The organism is Aquimarina mycalae (genome assembly GCF_029906345.1).
In the GTDB taxonomy this organism is placed as follows: domain Bacteria; phylum Bacteroidota; class Bacteroidia; order Flavobacteriales; family Flavobacteriaceae; genus Aquimarina.
The window spans coordinates 65,126-89,758 of the sequence record NZ_JARYGY010000002.1 but is presented as its reverse complement, the minus strand read 5'-3'; the positions used below and the strand labels follow the sequence as shown (position 1 = coordinate 89,758).

At 31.8% G+C, this 24,633-nt stretch carries 21 protein-coding genes; 19 read left to right on the top strand and 2 right to left on the bottom strand.

What is annotated here, in order from left to right; translation table 11 throughout:
• Positions 1-16: 16 nt before the first annotated feature.
• A complete protein-coding gene (locus QBK95_RS05060; protein ID WP_280931225.1) occupies positions 17-1,315 on the top strand; it encodes a hypothetical protein in 1,299 nt (432 codons plus the stop codon).
• Here the strand turns inward: QBK95_RS05060 and QBK95_RS05055 are convergent.
• Together QBK95_RS05055 and QBK95_RS05050 are read right to left on the bottom strand one after the other, a co-directional pair.
• Entirely contained in the window at positions 1,312-2,280 is a 969-nt protein-coding gene (locus tag QBK95_RS05055) for a class I SAM-dependent methyltransferase (RefSeq protein ID WP_280931223.1), read from the bottom strand. The genes QBK95_RS05060 and QBK95_RS05055 overlap by 4 nt on opposite strands.
• Positions 2,281-2,302: 22 nt before the next feature.
• Positions 2,303-2,986, bottom strand: coding sequence for a cell division ATP-binding protein FtsE (locus tag QBK95_RS05050; protein ID WP_280931221.1), 684 nt, complete (start codon positions 2,984-2,986; stop codon positions 2,303-2,305).
• A 302-nt stretch (positions 2,987-3,288) separates the two neighbouring features.
• Here QBK95_RS05050 and QBK95_RS05045 point away from each other — a divergent pair, with 302 nt between their 5' ends.
• From QBK95_RS05045 to QBK95_RS04960, 18 genes are all read left to right on the top strand, one after another.
• Positions 3,289-4,539, top strand: coding sequence for an MBOAT family O-acyltransferase (locus QBK95_RS05045; protein WP_348637321.1), 1,251 nt, complete (start codon positions 3,289-3,291; stop codon positions 4,537-4,539).
• A gap of 2 nt (positions 4,540-4,541) precedes the next feature.
• On the top strand, positions 4,542-5,474 hold the full coding sequence (locus QBK95_RS05040; protein WP_280931219.1) for a hypothetical protein: 933 nt from the start codon (positions 4,542-4,544) through the stop codon (positions 5,472-5,474).
• Between the two features lie 180 nt (positions 5,475-5,654).
• On the top strand, positions 5,655-8,672 hold the full coding sequence (locus QBK95_RS05035) for a tetratricopeptide repeat protein (RefSeq protein WP_280931218.1): 3,018 nt from the start codon (positions 5,655-5,657) through the stop codon (positions 8,670-8,672).
• Positions 8,673-8,698: 26 nt separating this feature from the next.
• Complete coding sequence (locus QBK95_RS05030; protein ID WP_280931217.1) at positions 8,699-10,444, top strand: TonB-dependent receptor; 1,746 nt, start codon at positions 8,699-8,701, stop codon at positions 10,442-10,444.
• Positions 10,445-10,636: 192 nt separating this feature from the next.
• Positions 10,637-11,440, top strand: coding sequence for a thioredoxin family protein (locus tag QBK95_RS05025; RefSeq protein WP_280931216.1), 804 nt, complete (start codon positions 10,637-10,639; stop codon positions 11,438-11,440).
• A gap of 142 nt (positions 11,441-11,582) precedes the next feature.
• Positions 11,583-12,395, top strand: a complete 813-nt coding sequence (locus QBK95_RS05020) for a M23 family metallopeptidase (protein ID WP_280931215.1) — start codon at positions 11,583-11,585, stop codon at positions 12,393-12,395.
• Between the two features lie 131 nt (positions 12,396-12,526).
• Positions 12,527-14,323 (top strand): DUF885 domain-containing protein, encoded by a 1,797-nt coding sequence (locus QBK95_RS05015; protein ID WP_280931213.1) that lies wholly within the window; start codon positions 12,527-12,529, stop codon positions 14,321-14,323.
• Between the two features lie 178 nt (positions 14,324-14,501).
• Positions 14,502-15,074 carry an SRPBCC family protein gene (locus tag QBK95_RS05010; RefSeq protein ID WP_280931211.1) on the top strand — a complete coding sequence of 191 codons (573 nt, stop codon included), beginning with the start codon at positions 14,502-14,504 and terminating at the stop codon, positions 15,072-15,074.
• Between the two features lie 235 nt (positions 15,075-15,309).
• On the top strand, positions 15,310-16,122 hold the full coding sequence (locus tag QBK95_RS05005) for an AraC family transcriptional regulator (RefSeq protein ID WP_280931209.1): 813 nt from the start codon (positions 15,310-15,312) through the stop codon (positions 16,120-16,122).
• Positions 16,123-16,192: 70 nt separating this feature from the next.
• A complete protein-coding gene (locus QBK95_RS05000) occupies positions 16,193-17,914 on the top strand; it encodes a serine hydrolase domain-containing protein (RefSeq protein ID WP_280931207.1) in 1,722 nt (573 codons plus the stop codon).
• 183 nt (positions 17,915-18,097) lie between these two features.
• Positions 18,098-18,967 (top strand): RluA family pseudouridine synthase, encoded by an 870-nt coding sequence (locus QBK95_RS04995; RefSeq protein WP_445012621.1) that lies wholly within the window; start codon positions 18,098-18,100, stop codon positions 18,965-18,967.
• 313 nt (positions 18,968-19,280) lie between these two features.
• Entirely contained in the window at positions 19,281-19,988 is a 708-nt protein-coding gene (locus QBK95_RS04990) for a hypothetical protein (RefSeq protein ID WP_280931203.1), read from the top strand.
• Between the two features lie 164 nt (positions 19,989-20,152).
• Positions 20,153-20,590: a MarR family winged helix-turn-helix transcriptional regulator gene (locus QBK95_RS04985; protein WP_280931201.1), complete on the top strand. Its 438-nt coding sequence runs from the start codon at positions 20,153-20,155 to the stop codon at positions 20,588-20,590.
• Complete coding sequence (locus QBK95_RS04980) at positions 20,591-21,811, top strand: alpha/beta hydrolase-fold protein (RefSeq protein WP_280931199.1); 1,221 nt, start codon at positions 20,591-20,593, stop codon at positions 21,809-21,811.
• Positions 21,812-22,256: 445 nt separating this feature from the next.
• Positions 22,257-22,598, top strand: coding sequence for a hypothetical protein (locus tag QBK95_RS04975; RefSeq protein WP_280931198.1), 342 nt, complete (start codon positions 22,257-22,259; stop codon positions 22,596-22,598).
• A 201-nt stretch (positions 22,599-22,799) separates the two neighbouring features.
• Positions 22,800-23,432, top strand: coding sequence for a DUF5343 domain-containing protein (locus QBK95_RS04970; RefSeq protein ID WP_280931196.1), 633 nt, complete (start codon positions 22,800-22,802; stop codon positions 23,430-23,432).
• A 25-nt stretch (positions 23,433-23,457) separates the two neighbouring features.
• Complete coding sequence (locus QBK95_RS04965; RefSeq protein ID WP_280931194.1) at positions 23,458-24,006, top strand: Swt1 family HEPN domain-containing protein; 549 nt, start codon at positions 23,458-23,460, stop codon at positions 24,004-24,006.
• 117 nt (positions 24,007-24,123) lie between these two features.
• Complete coding sequence (locus tag QBK95_RS04960) at positions 24,124-24,582, top strand: hypothetical protein (protein WP_280931192.1); 459 nt, start codon at positions 24,124-24,126, stop codon at positions 24,580-24,582.
• Positions 24,583-24,633 lie beyond the last annotated feature (51 nt).

Sequence of the window (24,633 nt, the reverse complement as noted above, 5' to 3'; positions counted from 1 at the left end):
AAAAAATAAAAAACCAATGTTAGGTATTTCACGTAAGGATATAAAAAAGTTTATTCGACCAGAATTTTTAATTTATTTTTTCACTTGTTTCTTTGTCTTATATAGAGGAATTATATATGAATTAGATAGCTATGCTTTTTTATCTATGGAGATCAATAGATCTTCTGGGTATATTATATTTCTTTCTTTTTTTAAAAGTGTATTTGGGACTTATTTTGAATATCCATTGTTAATCACTCAATTAATACTCAATATTTATGGAGTGTATGTGCTTCATACATGCTTAGAACGATTGTTAAAACTAAAACAGTTGTTTTCGATACTGAGTTTACTAATACTTATAGCACCTTTATTATACTTGTATCTCACAGCCAATAAGATATTAACTGAAGCATTAGCTTATCCTCTGTACTTAATTTTTATTGCGAATTGTGTATCGGCGATCGCAGAACAACGAAAGAAGAATCTAATATATGGAGCAATTGTACTGCTGCTGTTAATATATATAAGAGGACAGTTCTTATCATTGGTACCTATTGGTTTAATTTCTGTGTATTTGGCCAATATAAAAGGTAAAAAGAATTATTTAATAGTAGGGTTATTGTTTGTTTTGCTACCATTTGTTTCTGGTTTGTTGGATAAAAGTTTTCATTATTTTCAATATGGACACTTTGTTTCAACACCTTTTACAGGTCCTAGTATTGGAGCAGCTGTTTTTTACGTCGCTGATAAAGAAGATGTTGATTTGTTCCATAAAAAAGAGGAGAAAGAATATTTCAGATTAGTGAAAGAAAGGTTAGATGCTAAAAAATGGACAAATACATATGCAAACGCTTATGACTCTATCGGTTCATTTGGTCATTTTAGACAAAACTATTCAAATATATGCAATCAGACGATTCATGAATATGGCTTGAGATATTTTGAGAAAAAGGGGTTGCCTTCTGATGTACAATATATCGAAACAGATAAATTGACGCTTGGTATGTACAAACCCTTATTACTTGATAATTTTAAGGAATGGCTAAAATTGTATATTCAGAATATAAAGGCTTCATTAGGGAATAGTAAATACCTCATATTACATTTGATTCTTTTGGGGATAGGGATTTTTTTAGTATTGAAAAGAAAAGATGTTTTTGTTGGAAAATTTATTGTTTTTGTTCTGTTATGTACTTTTTCTAATATGGCACTTGTCGCCATTGCGACACATTCAGAAAAACGTTACATGTTTTACAATGATTGGGTTTTATTTGTGATACTATTCTTGTTGTTAGATCGATATTTTAAAACAATTTCTAAAGAAGATACTTAAGATTCATATATCCCAAATACAAAATCACTAGGATGTTGTTCTAAATATTTGTCTTCTAATTCAAATAAATGATCCAATACTTTTTCTTTTTCTTCATCCAACTCCATAAAATGATGAGAAAGATCTTTTAGCGCATTTGCTAAAAGATTACCTCCATATGAAGCTTCATAAATTGTGTTGTAATTATTATGAATAGCAGGCATAATTTGCGAAGATTCGATACATTCTGAAGGATCTGCTAATATCATTCGAATAATTCCCGAACCGTAAAATCTATTTTTGAACATATGTAGTTTAAACCTCTTTCTGTAGGGTTTAGGGATATGTTTCAGTAATTTGTTTGTAGCTACAATTTGATGTTTTGGAAATTGTAGTCTATTTGCTCCTACAAATTCATTAATGATTAATTTACCTTTACTTTTTAAGGTCTTTTTTATCTTTTGACCTACTAGTTCTTCGATATTTTTAAAATGATGAAGTGAGGCATGAAAGAACACAACATCAAAATAATTTTCAGGAAATTCGTAGTTGTAAAGGTTTTGGATTTTGAAATGAATGTTATCTAGTTTTTGTGTTGTTGCCTCCTGTTTGGCAGCATCAAAAAGTACTTCATTTATATCAAGACATATGATCTCTTCAAAGTTGTTGTATCTAGCAAATTTAAGTTCATGACTAGATATTCCACTACCTAAAGAAAGCATTTTTAGGTTTTTGGAATCAGCCAAAAACTTTTTCATTACAAAGTCTTCATATTCTAATGTAGGATCTCCGCTAATTAATTTGTTCCAACGTTGATTGACTTTTGGAATAATCCACCAATTGGCCGATTGAATGTCTAACTCATTAAATGCGCTTTTGGTTCTTTTAAGGGTGTTTAAACTTAGTTTGGAAGTTATAAATGGGAGTCCTCGTTGTCTAAATTTAGTATAGGTCTCTATAATATCATCGAGTGTAATCAATCGCATTATTTATAACTTTATTGGAGAATTACCCTTTTCGTTGTACTACTTCAAAAACCTTATTTCCTTCACACTTTAATGTTTTAGAAGGATATTTAAGAAGTAATGCATAATCGTGAGTTGCCATTAAAATAGTATTGCCATTTTTATTAATATCCTGCAATACTTCCATTACTTCTACCGAAGTCTGCGGATCTAAATTTCCTGTTGGTTCATCTGCAAGGATAAGTTCTGGGTCATTAAGTAATGCTCTGGCAATTGCAATACGCTGTTGCTCGCCTCCAGACAATTGATATGGGTACTTAAAATCTTTTGTTTTCATACCTACTTTGTCTAATACATCATCGATCTTACTGTCCATCGCTTTTTGATCGTTCCATCCTGTTGCTTTAAGTACAAATAACAAATTATCTTTTACAGTTCTGTCATTGAGGAGCTTAAAATCCTGAAATACGATTCCTAATTTTCTTCTTAAAAAAGGAATCTGATTTTCTTTTAGTGTACCAAGGTCAAAGTCTACAATGCTTCCTTCTCCTTCGATTAGAGGAATATCTCCATAAAGAGTTTTCATAAAACTACTCTTACCAGTACCTGTTTTTCCTATAAGATATACAAAATCACCTTTGCTAACTTCTACATTGACATCAGATAAAATTAAGCTTTCTCGTTGATAGATAGAAGCATTTTTAAGACGTAATACCGGATCGGACATATTGTGAGATTCTGAAATTTATTAATTTTAGTAAAAGTAAAAAGTTTATACAATAATGTATTTATTAAAAATGTTTTTTTATCCACGTTGATTTTAAGTATTTTTCCAAAGAATTCATACCACAATACATTTTGCAATTTAATACTGTTGATTTTGCGTTATTCTTTCCCATTGTTTTTGCACTGTATTGGTTTGTGTTTAATAGATCTTTAAAGGTTCAAAATGTTTTTCTTGTAGTAGTTAGCTATCTGTTTTACTCTTTTTGGGATTGGAGGTTTTTATCATTAATTTTTTTAAGTTCGATGATAGATTTTTTGGTTGCTAAACAATTGAACACTTCTTCGAATATTAATAGAAAGGTATTGCTGGGAATTAGTTTGTTCTTTAATCTGGGTGTGCTTTTTGTCTTTAAATACTTTAATTTTTTTATAGAAACGTTTGCAGAAGCCTTTTTGTTATTTGGAAACCCAATATCTTATAACTCCTTGCAATTTATTTTACCTGTAGGAATTAGTTTTTATACATTTCAGACGTTGAGTTATACGATTGATGTGTATCGTAAAAGAATTCATCCTACAAATGATGTTATTTCGTTTTTTGCATTTGTATCTTTTTTTCCGCAATTAGTTGCAGGTCCTATTGAGAGAGCGTCTAATTTACTACCTCAGTTTCAGAAAAAAAGAGTTTTTAATTATTCAAAAAGTGTAGAAGGATTACAACTAATACTAGGTGGTTTGTTTAAAAAAATGGTGATTGCGGATAACTGTGCAATCATTGTCAATAAGTTATTCGAAAATTATACTGAGTATTCTGGAAGCGCATTATTTTGTGGTGCTATATTTTTTGGTTTTCAGATTTATGGGGATTTTTCTGGTTATTCTGATATTGCTATTGGTACATCTAGATTGTTAGGGTTTGATCTTATGAAAAACTTTAATTTTCCGTATCTGTCAAAAAATCTTGTAGAGTTTTGGAGACGTTGGCATATTTCACTTTCTACCTGGTTTAGGGATTATGTTTATATTGCTTTAGGAGGTAATCGTGTATCGAATTTTAGATTAATCATCAATATTCTTATCGTCTTTTTGTTGAGTGGATTATGGCATGGAGCTAATTTGACCTATGTATTTTGGGGATTGATTCATGGAATTGCATTAATACTTACCATTTTTATTAATAAGTATATAGGGGCAACATCATTTTTTGAAAATAGAAAGCACATAGTTGTCGATATTTTTAGAATAGGAGTAACTTTTTTTATAGTTACTATTGCTTGGGTGTTTTTTAGAGCTGAAACAATAACAGATGCTTTAGGATATATCGATACAATCTTTTCTGCATCATTATTTTCTATTCCGCGTGGGCATAAGTGGTTTTTGTTATTCTTGATAGGGTTTCTGATTGTCGAATGGTTGCAAAAACAAAGAGAACACCTGCTAGATATTAATTATATTACTGTTAGGCCGATTAGATATTTAATTTATTATGTTACCGCGTTTTTAGTGTTTTATTATGGAGGAGATTTGCAAACCTTTATTTATTTTCAGTTCTAATTATGAAAGTATTTATAAAAAAAATAGTTGTATTTCTTATACCATTCCTACTGGTTTGGATGGGTATAGAGTATTTCTATAGAACAGCAGCATCCAACTATACTTACAAACATAAAATGATTACCGAGAATTATGAGGATATAGAAACTTTAATCTTGGGAGATTCTCATGCCTTGTATGGTGTTAATCCAGAATATATGGATGCTAAGGCGTTTAACCTTGCTAATTCTAGTCAGTCTATATATTTTGATGAGTTGCTTTTTAAGAAGCATATTGATAGCCTTAAAAATCTAAAACAACTGATCATTAGTATTAGTTATTTTAATTTAAGTCAACGAGAAAATACTAAAGGAGATACCTGGCGTAAATATTTTTATAGCAACCAGATGGACCTAGAAGTTCCTATTGTTTCTAATTTTGACATTAAAGAATATAGTTTAGCGCTTACTAAAAGATTTAAGGGCTCAGTGGAACTAATTAATTACTATTTGGATAATGGATTATCACTGGTAGGATGTAATTCGGATGGATGGGGAACACGTTATAGTAAAATTCAGGATATTGATTTGTGTAAAAATGCCGTACGTAGAGCAAAATTACATAAAGATGGATTGCAGGATTTTACCAGAAATTTGAACAGAATTCAGTCGATAATAGCATATTGTAAGAAGATAAATTGTAAGGTCTACTTGATCGATTTACCAGTACACACGTGTTATATCAAAGAATTAGATAAGAATAAATTAAGTAAAATTACGGCATCCTGTAAAACTCTTGAATCAAATAATTCTAATGTTTCTTATATAAACCTTAGAGAAGATTTTAGAGTAGAAGATTCTGATTTTTATGATGGTGATCATTTGAATCATATAGGAGCAAAAAAATACACAAAAATCATAAACGAGATCATATCGGCTTCAAAAAATGACTACTGATGTAATTATCTCCATAATATTTCGTTATTAAGATGAAGATTAGGGTATCTTTAACACAAAATTTATTCACGGGAAGCGATATTTACTTTACGAAAAATTGGTCAAGGGTAACCTTGAAATTTCTATTAAACAGTTATTCTGGTACCATCCAGAATCTAAACTTTGAAAAGGAATATTTACATGAACAAATACATCACTTTGATGCTTTTTGTGGCGATCCTATCTTCTAAGATTTCTGCGCAACAATCAGCTATTTATACAAATGAACTAGTACTCTATAATCAAGCATTAGAGTTGTATAATAACAAACAATTTCTGGCGGCTCAGAATTTGTTTGATAAGGTGCGCGATATGATAGATGATGAGAATATCGATGCAGAATGCACCTATTATATTGCCAATTGTGCTGTATGGCTTAATCAAAAAGGTGCGGATGCATTGATGGAGGAGTTTGTTACGCAATATCCCACAAGCATAAAACGTAATGCAGCATATCTGGATGTAGCTAATTACTATTTTGATAATGGAAAATACGCATATGCTCGTAAATGGTATGATAAAGTGGATGAGGGTAATATGAGTCGTTCTGAAAAAGAAAAATTTAACTTTAATAATGGATACGCATACTTTAAAATTCAACGTTTTAACGAAGCGAAAAAATTTTTAAATAAGGTTGAAGAAACGGATAAATATGGAGCTCAAGCTAAATATTACCTTGGTTTTATAGCGTATGAAGGCGATAACTATCAAGAAGCAGATAAGCTTTTTGATGAGGTAAAAGATCTAGATAAATACAATAAGAATTTATCATATTTCCAGAGTGATATGAACTTTAAATCTGGAAAGTTTCAAGAAGCCATAAGAGATGGATTAGGTCAGCTTCCTAAATCAAAACCATCAGAAAAATCAGAATTGAATAAGATTATTGGCGAAAGTTATTTTAATCTAGAGAAATATGATAAAGCTATTCCTCATCTTAAAGCGTATAGAGGAAGAAAAGGAAAATGGAATAATACGGATTATTATCAACTGGGATATGCATATTATAAAGGAGGAGATTATGCTAGCGCCATATCAGAGTTTAATAAAATAGTAGATGGTCGTAATGCAACTGCCCAAAATGCATATTACCACTTGGCAGAATCATACTTAAAAACAGATCAAAAACAACAAGCACTTAATGCTTTTAAGAATGCTTCAGAAATGGATTTTGAAGCTAAAATAAAGGAAGACGCCACCTATAATTATGCAAAATTGAGTTATGAAATAGGGAACTCATACGAGAGTACTCCAAAAGTATTACTATCCTATATTGAAAAATACCCTAATTCTGAATTTAAGGAAGAGGTTCAGGAATTATTGATTAGTTCTTATATCACTTCTAAGAACTATAAAGAAGCTATGGATTTATTAGAAGGAAGTCGGAATTTTGAAGATAAGGTCGTGTATCAAAAAGTAGCTTATTTCCGTGGAATAGAATTATATAATGAAGGTAATTATCCTGAAGCCAAGGTTTATTTTGATAAATCAATTGCTCAGCAAACAGATCCAAAATTTGCTGCAAAAGCAATATACTGGAAATCAGAAAGTGATTATCTGCAAAATAACTATGATGAAGCTTTAATTGGATTTAAAGAATTTAAAGGCAGTACTGGAGCCTCCACTACGATAGAATATACCACGATAGATTATAATTTAGGATACACCTATTTTAAATTGAAACAATACCCTCAAGCTGCAGATTTCTTTGGAAAATACAGTAAAAGAAATGATATAGATGAGGTTCGATTAACAGATACTTATCTTAGATTAGGAGATAGTCATTTTATCTCTAGTAAGTATTGGCCAGCGATGGAAGCCTATAATAAAGCAATTAAAAATGGCGGTCCAGATTCGGATTATGCACATTATCAAAAAGCGATTAGTTATGGTTTTGTCAAAAAGAACGATAAAAAAATAAGTGATCTTGAAATTTTTATAAAAAAATATACCCGATCAACCTATCGTGATGATGCGATGTTTGCATTAGGTGATACCTATATTTCAGAAAATAAAATACAACGTGGTATTGAAGCATATGATCGATTGATTAAAGATGTGCCAAGAAGTTCTTATGTACCAAAAGCTTTATTAAAACAAGGTTTAATCTATTATAATGGAGATCAAGGTAATAGAGCCTTGTTAAAATTTAAAAGAGTAGTTGCAGATTATCCAGGAACTGATGAAGCGGTTCAGGCTGTAAATACAGCTAGATTGATTTATGTCGATTTAGGAAGAACAGAAGAGTATGCAAATTGGGTAAAAGGATTAAGTTTTGTAGATGTTACAGATGCAGATCTGGATAATACTTCTTATGAGGCTGCCGAGAAACAATTTTTAGAGAATAATGAAAACGCCGCCTTGATTGGCTTCCAGAAATACCTCAATGAATTCCCTAATGGAATTCACGCTTTAAAAAGCCACTTTTATGTAGCGCAATTACTCTTTAAAGAAGGAGATAAACAAGCGACCATACCTCATTATGAATATGTATTAGAAAAAGAGCGTACAGAGTTTACAGAGCAAGCTTTGGCGAGACTGTCACAAGTATATCTGGAAAATCGTGATTACGAAAAAGCAATTCCTGTATTAGAACGTTTAGAAAAAGATGCTGATTTTCCGCAGAATATCATATTTGCGCAATCTAACTTGATGAAATCACATTATCAGTTGGTACATTATCAAGAAACGATACAATATGCAGAGAGCGTTTTAGGCAATCCTAAAATTCAAAATGACGTAAAGAGTGATGCACAGATATTTATTGCGCGTGCAGCGTTACAAACTGCAGATGATACCAGAGCTAAAAGAGCATATGCAGAAGTTAGCAAGATTGCGACAGGAGAGTTAGCAGCAGAAGCTTTGTATTATGATGCATATTTTAAAAACAAAGAAGGTAGTTATAAAGCTTCGAATACGGCTGTTCAAAAACTGGCTAAAGACTACTCAGGATATAAATTATACGGAGCCAAAGGATTGGTGCTAATGGCCAAAAATTTCTATGGATTAGAAGATGCATACCAGGCCACATATATTTTAGAAAGTGTAATCAAAAACTTCACCGATTATAAGGACGTAGTTGATGAAGCAAGATCCGAACTCAAAAAAATTAAAGCCGAAGAGGCAAAAACGAATTCATCCATCCAAACCGAACAATAATAATCAGTTATAAACTCGAGATATTTATGTCTAGACATATTAAGAAATTAATACATTTTTCATGGGTTTTTGCCTGCAGTATTACCACAATATTTGCCCAAGACAAAGACGATGAAACTATAGAAACAGAACGTGTAGTAATTGTGAAAGCATATACTCCTACAATTAGTGATGCTTTTAAAGTAAAATCTACTCCAGTATTAAATGACTCAGTTACTCAAAAGAAAAAACAAATACGATACAGTATTTTTTCTGTCCCTGTTGCTTCTACGTTTAAACCTGCAAAAGGAAGGGCAGCTAATATCGATAGACCAAAAAAAATACCATTATATGATAATTATGCAACCTTGGGTTTTGGTAATTTCACTTCAGTACTGGCAGAGTTTTATAGTAATTTTCAAATAAACCGTACAGATAATATAGGATTGTATCTACATCATAATTCATCGCAAGGAGGAATTGAGGATGTACTATTGGATGATAAATTCTATAATACCTTTTTAGACCTTAATTATACATCACGTACTAAGGATTTTACATATGGTATAGAATTGGGTGTAGAGCATCAGTTATATAATTGGTATGGATTGCCAGAGATTCCTGCATTGACACAGGCACAAATAGATGCAATTGACCCTCAACAAAATTATTATGGAGCCAAATTGGGAGGTAAACTGCAGTTTGATGATTTGTATTTTAAAAGAGCATCCTTGAATTATAGATTTTTTGGAGATGCTTTGAGCACTACAGAGCATCATGCAGTATTTACTCCAACATTTGAGTTCGAAATTGCCGACGAATTGATCACTACCGATTTTATAATTGATTATCTAAATGGAAGTTTTGATAGACCATTAGATTTCATCTTACAAAGACCTAATAATTATAGCATTCTTAATTTGGGTGTTCAGCCTAATTTAGTCGTATTAAGAGATAACTTAACATTAAATCTTGGAGCTTCGGTTTTCTTTAGTATTGATAGTGAAAATAATGACAATGATTTTTTTATATACCCTAAAGTCACAGCATCTTACAGATTGTTAGAAGAAGCAGTAATTGCTTATGGTGGATTAGAAGGAGGATTAAGGCAAAATACATACAGAGACGCTGTGCAAGCAAATCCATATGTATCTCCGACACTTAGGTTGACTACAACACATAATCAGTTTGATGCTTATGTAGGCTTAAAAGGAAAAATATCCGATGTTGTGAGCTATAATTTTAGAGGTGGTTATATATCAGAAGATGATAAAGCGCTATTTGTAAATAATAGACCAGAAACCTTACAATTAGAAGGATATGATTTTGGTAATTCTTTTGCATATCGATATGATGATATTCTTACACTAAGCGGATACGGAGAAATAAACTTTAATATTAATAAAAAGTTTAAACTTGGAGCTTCTGCAGAATATTTTAATTATAATACAGAAGATGAACAAGAGGCATGGAATTTACCAGAGGTAAAAGCTTCAGTACTTATGGATTATCAGATTACTGATCAGTGGTTTGCAGGAGCACAATTGTTTTATGTAGGAGAACGAAAAGATATTAATACTGCAGTACCGTTTGTAGCATCAACTCCAGAAGCTATCGTAACACTAGATAGTTATTTTGATGCCAATGTAAATCTAGGATATCGATTTAATGATAAATTATCTGTTTTTGTAAAAGGAAATAACCTGGCAGGCGAAAATTATGAACGTTGGTCTAACTTCCCAGTTCAAGGAATACAGGTGTTAGGAGGAATAACCTATAAGTTTAACTACTAAAAAAAAGGTTTAAACATTGTACAATGTCTTAAGAGATAATTTGTAGATATTGACTTAGTATCCTTGTTTTTGAAATCTTCAGAAAAAGAGTTTTTTTAAGGTTGAACAAGTGATTTTGTATGGATCAACCGTAGCCAGAAAATTATGTAAATTATTATATTGTGTGTTAACTAACTAACACGTAATATAACTATGAAACGTAACATCTTACTATTATTCTTGATGATTTCGGGATATGGATTTTCCCAGGTAAATTGGGTGTATGATATGAAAATGGCGCAAGCCATGGCATTGGAGCAGAACAAATTAATAATTGTAGATTTCTGGGCTACTTGGTGCGGTCCTTGTAAACAAATGGATAAAAAACTTTGGGGTACTGAAGAAATGAGTGCCATGTCTAATAATTTTGTGTTCCTAAAAGTTGATATCGATCAAGAGGTGGATTTAGCAAAGAATTTTAATGCCATGTCGATCCCTTTAGTGGTATTAATAGATGCATCGCAAAAGAAAATATGGAGTAAAAGTGGTTTCGCTAACGCTTCACATTATTTAAACGATTTTAAGAAAATCCCTGGTAATACAGGAAATCTGTCCGAAAATCTTATTCCTGTGTTACAGAAAAGAAATAGTAGCGTAGCATTTTTTAACCTTGGAGTGGCGTATCAGGAAATTGCCAGACCTTTGGATAATAACAATATTAAATATTCTCTTTTAGGAGTGAGTAATGATTATTTTGATATGATCATTGATAAAAGTAAAAATGAGGATTTGGTTCAAAAAGCGGAGTTGTATACACTATTGAATAGAGTATTTGTTGGGAAATCCAAAAAAGTATTAAAAAAGCTGGAAAAATTGGAGGTCAACGAACAGAATGATGAATTAAAAGAACTGAAATGTTTTGTAAAAGCATACTGTTATAAAAATCAAAAAGATAAAGATGCATTAGCAGAGCTTAAGAAAGAGATTAAAAACCCTAATTTGTTAAGTATGCTATAACCAATAAGGAAAAGAAAAATTAATAGAAAAGCAATGTCATTCTTTTGGCATTGCTTTTTCTATTTAGAATGAAAACCAAATAGAATTAGTAATTATAAATTAAAAATGGTATTTTTTCCAGGTAATTGGAAATGAGTTGAATATGAAAAGAGTTATGTTATGGGTGCTTTGTCTGCTATCGGTACCCACAGTTGCCCAAGAAAATTTTAAGGTATATTATCAAGAAACAGAAAACGGATATAAAATTCTGGCGGATAACGGTGAGTTTAGCCCAGTTTCGGTAGAAATTGATTTCAAGATCGAAAACTTATCTTCCAATATTGGAGATATTAAAGTCATAGAAGTGCCTGCACAGACTAGTAAACATTATATTGCTGATCTCACTGTTGTAGAAAGAAGCAAAGCCATTAAATTAGGGTATAGTGTTCGGTACAATCATGGCAATCATCTACAGACGAATTATGACAAAGATCATCAATATCATTTACCTTTTAAAAAAGGTACTACGCTTATGGTAACACAAGGATATGATGGATCAGTTTCTCATAAAAATGAGTACGCGCTAGATTTTAGAATGCCAATCGGAACTGAAATTTATGCGGCTAGAGATGGAGTGGTTGTATTAGTAGAACAGAGTTTTAATAGAACCTGTACAGATCAGGATTGTGCGAAATACAACAATTATATATTAGTATATCACTCTGATGGAACCTTTGCAGAGTATACCCACATCAAAAAAGATGGCGCTATTGTACAACCAGGTGATCAGATAAAAGTAGGACAACATATTGGGTATAGCGGTAATGTAGGATGGTCTACAGGCCCTCATTTGCATTTTATTGTATTTCTACAGCGATTTAATGATCGCGAAACACTTCCAACAAAGTTTTTAATAGGTAACGGGAACGAAGTAACTCAACTTGAAGAAAAGAAGAGATATACACGCGCGTATTGATTGAAATTACACTGCTTTATATTAAGAAAATCTTAACCACTCGTGGAATGGGATATGCTTACATTTAGCATCTAGAACAATACGTAAAAGACAGTTTTTTTGTCTTTTATACTTCATATAAATACACCATTATGATTAAGAGAATACTAACAGTAACTTGTTTTGCTGTCGTTTTGATTGCCTGTAAAAACGAAAAAACTACTTCACCAACTAAGGAGGAAACAAGTAATGATATAAGTGCAACATTTAATACCATGCTTGATGCGTATTACGAAGAAGGATTACAACTTAATCCAGTGCAAGCTACCTTTGCTGGTGATAATCGTTTTAACGATCAGTTTCCCAATCCATTGGCAGATGAAACCGTAGCAAAACTAAAAGCATATTATACTTCATATAAAGAAAAATTAAATGAATTTGATAATGCTGATCTATCTAGTAGTGAGCAAATGACCAAAGCTATACTGCAATGGGAATGTGATATGAATCTGGCTGGGTTTGAGTATCGTCAGGATTATTTTCCTATTGATCAGATGTGGTCAATTAATTTGGTAGCAGGTCAATTGGCAAGTGGAGCCAGTGCACAACCTTTTAAGACGGTAGAAGATTATAATAATTGGCTAAAACGTTTAGATGGATATTTAGCTTGGATGGCTTCTGCAGAAGCAAAGATGAAGGAAGGAATGAAAGAAGGATACGTACTCCCAAAATCATTAATCACCAAAGTATTGCCGCAATTAGAAGCACTGACTGTAGAAGATATGGATAAACATTTATTCTATTCGCCAGTAAAGAATTTTCCAGAAAGCTTTTCTGAAGAAGATAAAAAACAGTTGACAGAAGCATATCACAACATGGTTTCAGAAAAGATCATACCTGCCTATAAAAGCTTACACCAATTTATGAGTACAACTTATATGGATGCAGGAAGAGATAGCTCTGGAATATCAGAAATCCCAAATGGAAAAGATTTTTACAAACATCAGATTAAATTGTATACAACGACCAATATGACCGCTGACGAAATTCATGCATTGGGATTATCTGAAGTAGGCCGTATTTCTGCCGAAATGGAAAAAATTAAAGAACAAGTTGGTTATAAAGGAGATCTAAAATCATTCTTTGATTATGTACGTAACAAAAAGGAATTGATGCCTTTTAAAGAACCTCAGCAAGTCATTGCTAATTTTAATGCGATTCATGATCGTATGAAACCACAGATAGAAAAATTATTTGACGTAAAACCAAAAACACCTTTCGAGGTAAGACGTACTGAAGCATTTAGAGAGAATTCTGCAAGTGCAGAATATAATCCAGGATCACTGGATGGAACTAGACCAGGTATTTTTTATACACCAATTCCAGATGCAACCAAGTATAACACCTATAGTGATGAATCCTTGTTTTTACATGAAGCAATTCCTGGACATCATTATCAGATCTCTTTAACTCAAGAAAGTGAAGAATTACCAAAATTCCGAAAAACATTGTGGTATAGTGGTTATGGTGAAGGTTGGGCGTTATACTCAGAATCTTTAGGAAAAGAATTGGGCTTATATACAGATCCATACCAATATTTTGGGATGCTAGGAGCAGAGATGCATCGCGCAATTCGATTGGTTGTAGACACAGGTTTACATGCCAAAAGTTGGACACGAGAGCAAGCCATACAATATTCACTGGATAATGAAGCAGAATCCGAAGCTGGAATTATTTCTGAAATCGAACGTTATATGGCCAATCCAGGACAAGCATTGTCATATAAAATAGGGCAATTAAAAATCAGAGAATTACGTGCCAAAGCTGAAGAGACATTAGGAAACAAATTCGATATCCGTAAGTTTCATAATGAAGTTTTAGAAACAGGTTGTGTGCCTTTAGCGTTACTAGAAGATAAGATTAATACATGGATTGCTGCTAACAAATAAAAATGCCGTAAAACCATATATTTTTATAAAACATACCTTAAAAACCAGAAGCTTTAGTCTTCTGGTTTTTTATTTAGAAGAGTTTATATCTATAAATAGAATGAACGGGATACTTATTATCTAAGCAAATAATTAAATTTAATTTAATAAATTTATAGAAACACAAAACTTCTTAATTATGAAATATCTAAAATATCTATTGTTTCTAATTATCATACTCGCATTGATATTTTTTGGAAAAGGAATGTTAACACCATCAGTGTCATACGAAAATGAAGTAGTAGTCAATAAACCAGCGAATGAATCCTGGGCAGTAATGTCGGATGAGTCAAATTTGCCAAAATGGATCAAAGGATTTACAAAAACAGAATTGGTGAGTGGTACTGCCAACGAGGTTGGAGCAGTTTCTAAAGTTTATGTAGAGGATAGAGGAGAGGAAATGGTGATGGAAGAGACGGTAACCGCATTAACACTAAACGAACATATGGCGATGACCTTCACTATGGATTTTATGGATATGGATTATGAAATGTTTTTTAAAGAAGATGATGGTAAAACTACCATTACTACGAAATCCATAGCTATGGGGAATGGCATATTATCTAAATCTTTGATTTCATTTATGCCTGGTGCTATGAAGGCGCAGGAAGATGAAAATTTAAATAGCTTAAAGCGATTAATTGAAGAAAATACCAAAGACTATTTTCCTAAAAAAGTAGTGGATACATCTGCAGTTTCTGTAGAAGAGTAAATCTGAAAGAACTATCCGCTCTAATATTACAAACTCTGAATTGTCAAGCTGAGCTTGTCGAAGTGTTAATCGAAGTAATAGTTTAAAGGAAAGATAACAAGAAAGAAGACTATATTAATATATATTCTTCTTTTCTATTAAACATAGAATCCAATGTAATTGGCTATCTTAGAAATTCGCAGAATTTTTGCGGTGATATTCTGTGAGATAATAATATTAGCAAGCTTAAATACCAATGAAAATATTAAGAGAAGGAACGTATTTTGGAAAACAAAACTCAGAGATTTCCTTTAATGGTATTTTACTATCTCAATATAAATATACTGTAGAGAAAACAGCTTGGCATTATCATGAAAATCCGTATTTCATGTTTGTGCTACAAGGCAATATGATGGATTGTAATACCAAAATAAAAACTTTATGTCCATCAGGAAGCATTATGTTTAATAATTGGCAAGAAGCACATTATGGTTCTAAGCATTCTGAAAACGCAAGTGGATTTCATTTAGAATTTCAGCAAGACTGGTTCGAAAATAACGGAATGAGTATCAATCTGCTAGAAGGAAGTCAGCTAATAGAAAATCCTAAAATACATTTCCTTTTTGCAAAATTATATCATGAATTTGTGCTGTCAGATCAATATAGTGAAGTCTCTGTAGAACTTTTATTAATTCAGATTAGCGAAGCATTGGGAGAGATTAAAGAAAATGACTCCAAAAATATTCCTAATTGGATTATTAAATTACAAGAACTGTTACATTACGATACCTCGAAATTGAGTCTTCAATATCTTTCTGATCAATTAGATGTGCATCCAGTGCATATATCCAGATCCGCACCAAAATATCTTTCAGCTAGTCTTGGTGAGTATATCAGACAACATAAAATAAAAAAAGCAATCCCTCTGATCTTAGATTCTTCAAATTCATTAACTGAGATTGCCTATCAAACAGGGTTTTCTGATCAGAGTCATTTTAATCGAGTGTTTAAGTCCTATTTTGAAATGAATCCTAGTTTTTATAGAAAAAATCTTTATAAAAACCTATAATGTTAATCTGATACAATTTTTTGAAGCAGTAAGAAAGTACTTTTGACTTTCATAAAAAGTATAAAAGACCATGTGTAAAAATGTAATAACAGTAGTACTTCTTTTTGTATCTGTTCTAACAGGTTGTTCGCAGCAGAGAACAAACTCCTCCGAAAGAAATTGGGAAGGAAACTGGGAAGGGAAATTAGCAAATAAAAATACTTTAAATTTTAACCTCACTATAAAGGAATCACAAGCTGGTTCGTATGAACTAACAATTACTAATCCTGAAACTACCATAAAGGAAAAACTAGTAGTAACCAACGCAAGACGCCTTCAGGGAAGTATTGATGATGACATTCATTTTGATCTTTCTTTTACCCAAGATAAAACAGGAATTACTGGATTTGTAAAGTCTGGAATTTTAATGTATCACGTTACTTTACAAAAGACAAATGATAGTACTTATAGCGGTGTTTGGAATATTTTTATGGTGGATAGCTTGCAATCACAAACCATGTATCTAGGTGTAGAAAAGAATGAAGGTGGTAGCCTTGTTACGTATCCATTTTTTGGGGACCAACGATTTACAGGAACTTGGGTGAATAGTAGTAAAAAAGAAGGAGATGCTTTAGTATCTAGAGATTATAAAACGGGTCTTAGATTTAGAGTTAAACTCATAAAAGATAGCATTGCTTTAGAAATTTTATTAGGAAAACGAATCGTAACAGCCGTCAATTTTAAGCGTTCTGATATTGACTTATCTTCTTTAAAGCCAAGCGGTCTTAACAGTCAAAAAGTTAACAAACCTGCAACGTTGAATGATGGTTGGATCACAGCAAGTACCACTGATGTTGGAGCTACAAACACTTCTTTAGAGAAATTGATTGATGAGGTGAATAAAAAAGAGTTGCCTAATACACACAGTGTACTAATCGCCAAAGAAGGGAAACTAGTATTCGAAGCGTATTTTGATGGACATAATCCTGATATTTCTCACGATCAAAGATCCGCATCCAAGAGTATTTCTTCTGCAATGATTGGGATTGCTATTGAAGATAAAATTCTAAGAAGTATCGATCAAAAACTATATGATTTTATACCTAAAGAATTTCAGTATACCAAAGACTCTTTAAAAGCGAGGATCAATTTTGAAGATTTATTGACGATGAGTTCTGGATTGGATGTAGATGGCGCAGCATCAGAAAATAGCTATCAGAGTTCTGATAATTGGTTAAAAACAACGCTAGAAGCAAAAATGGTGCAAGAACCAGGAACTGGCGCTAATTATGGCTCAGCCAATCCATTTTTATTAGGTGTAATTTTAGATGGGCAATTATCAACACCCTTAGAATTGTATATGGATCAAAAATTGTTATCTCCATTAGGGATTACCAATTATATCATTCAGACAGAGAATACAGCAACTACACCTTATTTTGGTGGTGGTATGTATTTAACACCAAGAGATATGCTAAAGTTTGGACAATTATATTTGAATAGAGGGAAGTGGAAAGGAACGCAAATCATTTCTGAAAATTGGGTAGATGCATCTTTTAAAAAATACAGACGATTACAGGATGTAAGAGACAAAAACGAATATGGATATCTATGGTGGCATAAAACCTATACAGTAGGAGATAAGAAGGTGGCATCTATCGAAGCAAGAGGTGCTGGCGGACAATATATTTGCGTGATTCCAGAACTACAAGCTGTAGTGGTAATTACTTCTGGAAATTATCGAAGCCGAAAACTATTACAGCAACCAGAAAACATTCTGGAACAATACGTACTTCCAGCAATCATTGAATAAATCAGCTACCTACTTAAACCCTGAAGCACTCAAAGGGTAAATTACACATCAAAACCAGCAGTTCATACTTTGCTGGTTTTGATACTTAGAAATTTAGCTTTTTTTCAGAATATATTTTAGAATAAAGATAAAGGGTACATTTAGTTATATCTTTACATATCAACGTTTAAAAAATAAAATATAATTCATCCAACCAAAATTCATATTGTTCCTACCACACTCACTCCAATTCGACTACAAGAATATGGTGTTGGTATTTTTGTTGCAGCGTTAACAAAGTCAGCACTAAAAAAAGCAATAAAGAAAGGGTTCATTAAGGTTAATGATGTTATTGCAACTTCGGGAACTATGCTACAAGGAGGTGAATGCATACAGTTGTGTATTCCAGAAGAAGTTAGTGCTCATAACAGGTTGATTTTTCCACTTACGGTTTTATTTGAAGATGATCATTTAGCGGTGATTCATAAACCTGCTGGTATTTTGGTAAGCGGTAATAGTTTTAAAACCATTGCCAATGCCTTAGCTCAAAATATTCAACAAAGTAATCTTCCTGATGCTACAAAACCTCAACCCGTTCATCGATTAGATTATGCAACAACAGGTATTTTATTGGTTGGGAAAACAACTAGTAGTATTCGGGTTTTAAATAAAATGTTTGAGGATAAAAAGATTGAGAAAATATATTATGCGATTACGATTGGTGAAATGAACGATGGAGGCAACATCACTTCAGAAATTGATGGTAAGCAATCTCAATCCAATTATAAAGTTCTCGAATCCGTTTTCTCCAAGAGATTCGGAACATTAAACCTGGTAAAATTGAAACCCCAAACAGGAAGAAGGCATCAATTACGTAAACATCTGCTCAGTATATTGAATCCAATACTAGGAGATGCAGTATATGGAATGGAGCATTTAATTTTAAAAGGCAAGGGCTTGTATTTGCATGCGTATTCGTTGGGTTTTATACATCCGTATACTAATAAAAAGGTCTGTTTTAAAGATGAGTTTATTCAAAGATTTGAGAAAATATTTACTACTAAAATAGAGTAGGACTTTATCGAATCCCTCAAGCCCTTCGTCGCCACAATTAGCTTGTCAAAGCGGTAACTAAAAGATCAATAATGCAACCAAAATATACATCAAAAAACTAACACGATACATCTTGCTGGTTTTTTTATTTAGGGAAATTTACGTTTCTTTAGAATGCGTTTGTAAAAAGTAATAATTGATGATATATGAATTTATCCGTGCACAAAGGATTGTAAATAGTTGCAAATGTAAATGACAATAACTGGTATATGATGATACGATCCTAACAGATGTAACAATATATACCATAACGATAGCAAACATCTAGGAGATTATGTCAGACAATAAAGATTTTTGGTCAAAACTTGAAGTAATTAGTAAAATAATTGGAGCCATTTTAATTCCGCTAACGATTTTTTTAGTAGGTCAAAAGTTCAATCAAGAAAAAGAACTTGCAAATAAAAATCAGAGAGATTTTCAAAATACAATTGAACTTTTAAAACTTTGCAATAACGAAAATGACGAATTAAGGTTAGCTGGTTTTGATTATGCTGTGTATTTACAAGGGAAAAACCTTTTGGACGATGGTTTAATTCCTATCTTATCAAGAGTTCAGGCTGATGAAAAAGATTCTGAAACAGCCATAAAGACAGGTGAAATTTTCGAAACTATTAAATCAAACTCAAAAAGTAACGCTCAGCTAAAAGATTTAGATACAGATTTATTCTCTAGAGTTTATTTTCATATTAATCAAAAAAACCAAAGAAACAGAGCTAAAGAATTAAAGTCTTTTTTGGAATCAAAAGAAGGTGAATTCGAAAATGGTATTAGTGTTCCAGGTATTGAGCTAAAGGAATATTCTTTTCAAGAATCTCAATTGAGAGTATTTAAAAAAGAAGAACTAAAATTAGCTAGAAAAATAGTAAATGTAGTAAGAGATTTTGGAGCTTCAATCCAAGTAGTTGATTTGAGTAAACGCTACCCTAATGCAAATATAAGACCGCGACATTTTGAGATATGGCTTGGAGATGAGTTTAAATAAGACTCATCAGAAGTTTGAATCCTTTAAGCACTACAAACATACGCCACCAACATCCTTATAATTACTTCTTATACGCTTGTGTTAAGTTTACTTTTAAAATTTAACAATGAATTTACTTGATATATCAAATATATGTGTATGTTTGATATATCAAGTAAATGCTTATGAACGTCAATAATCCCTCATCAACTATATTTTATGCTATAGAAGAAGCTATAAAAGCATATAGGAAATTGAGTGCAAGAGAAATTAAAAAAGTAATCTCAGATATTACCGTAGATCAGGCTTTAATACTTCAGATCATTAGTGAAAATCAAATTACTCAAACCGAAATTGCAGATTTAATATTTAAAGATTATGCTTCGATGACACGTATCATTGGTTTAATGATTAAAAAAGAATATATCATAAAAACGGTCAATGAACAAGATAAACGAGCAGCTGTATTAAAAATCACTAATAAAGGAGAAATCTCTTTAAAAAAGTTAAGCCCTATAATCAATACAAACAGACAAATTGCTATCGATGGTATCACTCCAAATGAATTAATGCAACTAAAAACCATTTTAAATAAAATTACTCAAAACTGTAAAATTAATTAAATGAAAGCACACAAATCACTACTTGTATTAATGCTATTAATCATTTGCTTTAAAAGCCATGGACAATTCTCTCAGAATGATAAAAAACAACTGGTAATAGGGAACGTAGATAGTTTGTATTCTGAAATACTGCAAGAACAAAGAGAAATTTGGATACATACACCCAAAGATTTTGACGCTACAAAAAAGTATCCCGTGATATATGTGTTAGATGCCTCTAACCAGTTTTATGCAGTTACTGGAATGCTAAAACAATTAACACGGTTAAAAATTCCTAAATCTATTATTGTTGGAGTTACAAATATAGATAGAACAAGAGATTTTACACCTACGAATGTAAAATTTCAGCGAGGACGCAAATCAGAGACCTCTGGAGGTGCTGGTAATTTTATAAAATTTATAGACAAAGAGTTAAAACCATTTATCAATAATAAATACCCAACAGAAAATAACAGTACTATTATTGGTCATTCAACAGGTGGTCTATTTGTACTTTACTCTTTCTTATATCACCAGAGTATTTTTGATAATTATTTGGCAATAGATCCCAGTCTTTGGTGGGATAAAGAAGATCTGGTAAAAAAGACACAAGACCTACTTAAAAAAGGAAACCGAAAAGAGAAATCATTGTATATCGCAGTTGCCAATAGTATCGGTAAGGCAATGGATACCGTAAAAGTAAGAAAAGACAAATCTGTTCCTACTGAGCAGATTAGAGCTAATTTAAAGTTTCATGATATACTAGTAAAAAACAGTAAAGAACTTAATTTTACCTGGGAATATTTTAAAAACGAAGATCACGGAAGTATTGTTGTACCAGCCCAATATAATGGATTACGGGCTATTTTTTCTTGGTTTCCTTTTCCAGAATTGTGGCGCTTTAATACACCAAAAATATATTCTGTGAAGCAATTAATAGATCCGTTTTATTCACATTATAAAAAATTAAGCGATCATATGAACCGTGAAGTAAAACCCGATTGGGCGCTGGTAAACGATATTGGTTCTTATATGCTCGATGGTCATAATCTTCCTAAAAAAGCATTAGCATATTATGAGATGAATCTGGATTTTTATCCTAACAATTCTAATAGCTATCTGGCATTAGGTAAATTTTATAATGCAAAAAAAGACAAAACTAAGGCGATGGAATACTTTACAAAAGCTATCGAGATTGATGGAAACAAAGAAGCCAAAAATGCATTAGAAAAATTGAAATAGATGAAATACTCTAAAATGGTAATCAAATAAAGAAGTATACGTAGATATTAGCCAAATTATACTTTCACAACACCCCAAAAACCAGTAAAACTCATTTTACTGGTTTTTTTATTTACAGGAATTTACGTTTCTTTAGAAAACGTTTGTCGCAAATAATAGTGGATAATGTACGAATTTATCCGTGTACAAAGGATTGTAAATAGTTACAAAAGGAAATAACAGCAATTGTTATTATTTAGTAGTTGTATAACATAAAAAAGAGAACTTGAAAAAAAAGATAAATTTCTTAATTGATTACAAAAAATCGAATTTCATAAGTGATTATAAACTTTACTTAACAGATAAGTATAAGAACTCGTTAAAAATACTTGTTATTGGATTAGTGTTCTCTATTATTTTGTTTTTATGTCTACAATCATATACGAATTGGAAAATTATGACTAGTATGGGATTTGGATTAATCATTCTCATTTCGAGCTTTGTTTTTTTTAAAATATTGGACATACTAGTAATAACTAAAAGCTTAAATAAAAGTCTTTCGAAAATTACTCTTGGAAAAATGAATTTAATACTTGAACCAACATCTCTCGAATTTAATCAGAATGGTAGAAAAAGAATTGTTTTTAAGTCTCAAATAGCTAAGTGTATATTAAAATCAGACATTATATTTCTTGTAGAAAAGAATCAAAAAAATTTACCTATGAAAATTAATAAAAATGAAATGACGGAGGGGTCTTTTGAAAAACTAATAGATGAATTGAAATTATTAAAAATTATTAAGAAATAAGTTACGTTATACAACACTATATGATGTGATCATGGCTAATTTGGGGTTAATCGAAGGGTTCTTGTATATTTAGGATGGCGCAGTGATTTTAAAGCTAAATTAAAGTATAAAATCTGCGCAGAAATGTCGATGGTTAGGTAACAATTTGCTTCGCCACGACACATATATTAAACGTTGTGCATAATTTAAAAACAAAGAAATATGAGTAAAGATTTACCTTATATGAGTTCACCAGGCTCAATCCCAAAAATTTTGAATAAAATAATTGAGGCAAGTGTTCCAGAAAATTTCAATGGAGATTTTTTAGGCACTAAACTTGGTTTTCCTGGAGGGAATCAAAGAACTTTTATTTCTTGGGCAAAAAAGTGTGGACTATTGAATGCTGATGGGACACCAACACAGATTTACAAAAATTTTAGAAATCCAGACTATAGAGGAGCAGCAATGGCAAATGCCCTAAAATCTGGATATGAAGAATTATTTACTCGAAACGCTTATGCACAAGATTTAGCTACAAAAGAACTAACTAAATTAGTTTGTGAAATCACGGGTAAACCTCACGACAACCATACTGTAAAAGTTATTGTTCGGTCTTTTAACAATGCTAAGGACTTTGCTGATTTTGAGGCTAAAAAACCAGCAGCTAAAATAGAGGCAAAACCAAAGCAAAAAGAAAATACTCAATCAAACAGTCAAGTACCGAATATCCCAAATACAGTAAAACCAAAACTCGGTTTAAATTATACCATCAATTTGGTGCTTCCAAAAACAGATGACCCTGCAATTTATGATGCTATTTTCAAGTCACTAAAAGACAACTTACTTGATGAGTAAATTAGATAAAATAAAGCTCTTTAGTATGGCTAACTCTTTAACGGAGCACCATCTAGATAAGGTTGAGAAAGACTATGATGTCAATTTAGGGAGAAGTCCCAAAGAGGAAGTTCAAAAGAAAGAATATTATCTGCAATTCGACTCTGAATTTAGAAAAGAAGCCAATGCAATGGCAGAACATTATGAAGTTTTTTATTGTCTTGAGAAATCTATACGTAAACTGATTTCAGAATTGATGGAAGAAAAATATGGAGAAAATTGGTGGGACGAACAAGTAAAAGAGGCTATTCGAAATAATGTGGATTCGAATATCAAACGAGATGAGGATTCAGGATTTACAATTCGTTCAGAAAACAAAATTGACTACACAACCTTTGGAGAATTAAGTCAAATTGTTAGCGGGAATTGGGAGGCATTTGAAGTCTTATTTAAAAGAGGTCAAAGGTCATTTCAACGAATAATGACCAATTTAAATCAATTAAGAGGACCAATAGCACATTGTAGTCCATTAGCAGAAGATGAAGTTGTGAGATTGGAATTGACTGTTAAAGATTGGTTTAGACTAATGGAATAAAAACTATGCACAACAATGGCTATAAGTAATTGCAAGTACACACCAAGTTAAGTTTTAATCCACGCAACTACTCATAGCCGAGACGTTGTGGCACATTTGAAGAAGAACATTGTGAGTATGAAAAAAATAACATCAATACTGATTTTAATACTGTTGATTGGTTGTAAAACTACTCTTCAAGAAAAAGTATCAAAAAATAAAAATGACTTTTCGATTTCCCTTGGAAGCTGCTTCAAAAATGACGAAATTTCAATTGAATTAAATGGAGCAAAAATATTTCAAAACGAAATTATAACGTCTGACAAAATTATCGGAAGTACAGGATATTACTTTTCGTATTTCGAATATAAAAACGAAGGAAAGATTATAATCCAAACGAAAGACAAAAGAAAGCAAGTTACACAATATCTTAACAGTAAAGATTATAAAGTAAAGATCACAATAAATGGATATGAGAATTATTTTTTACTTGAATTATCCAAAGGAAGAAACATAATGATTGAAAAATGTACTGAAAATGGTCACTTAGGAATTGCTCAAATAAATTACTATAGAGGAATCATAGATCTCGACTAAAAATGCACCACGACACAGTATAAAAATAATGCTTAGTTTGGTACCTAATCA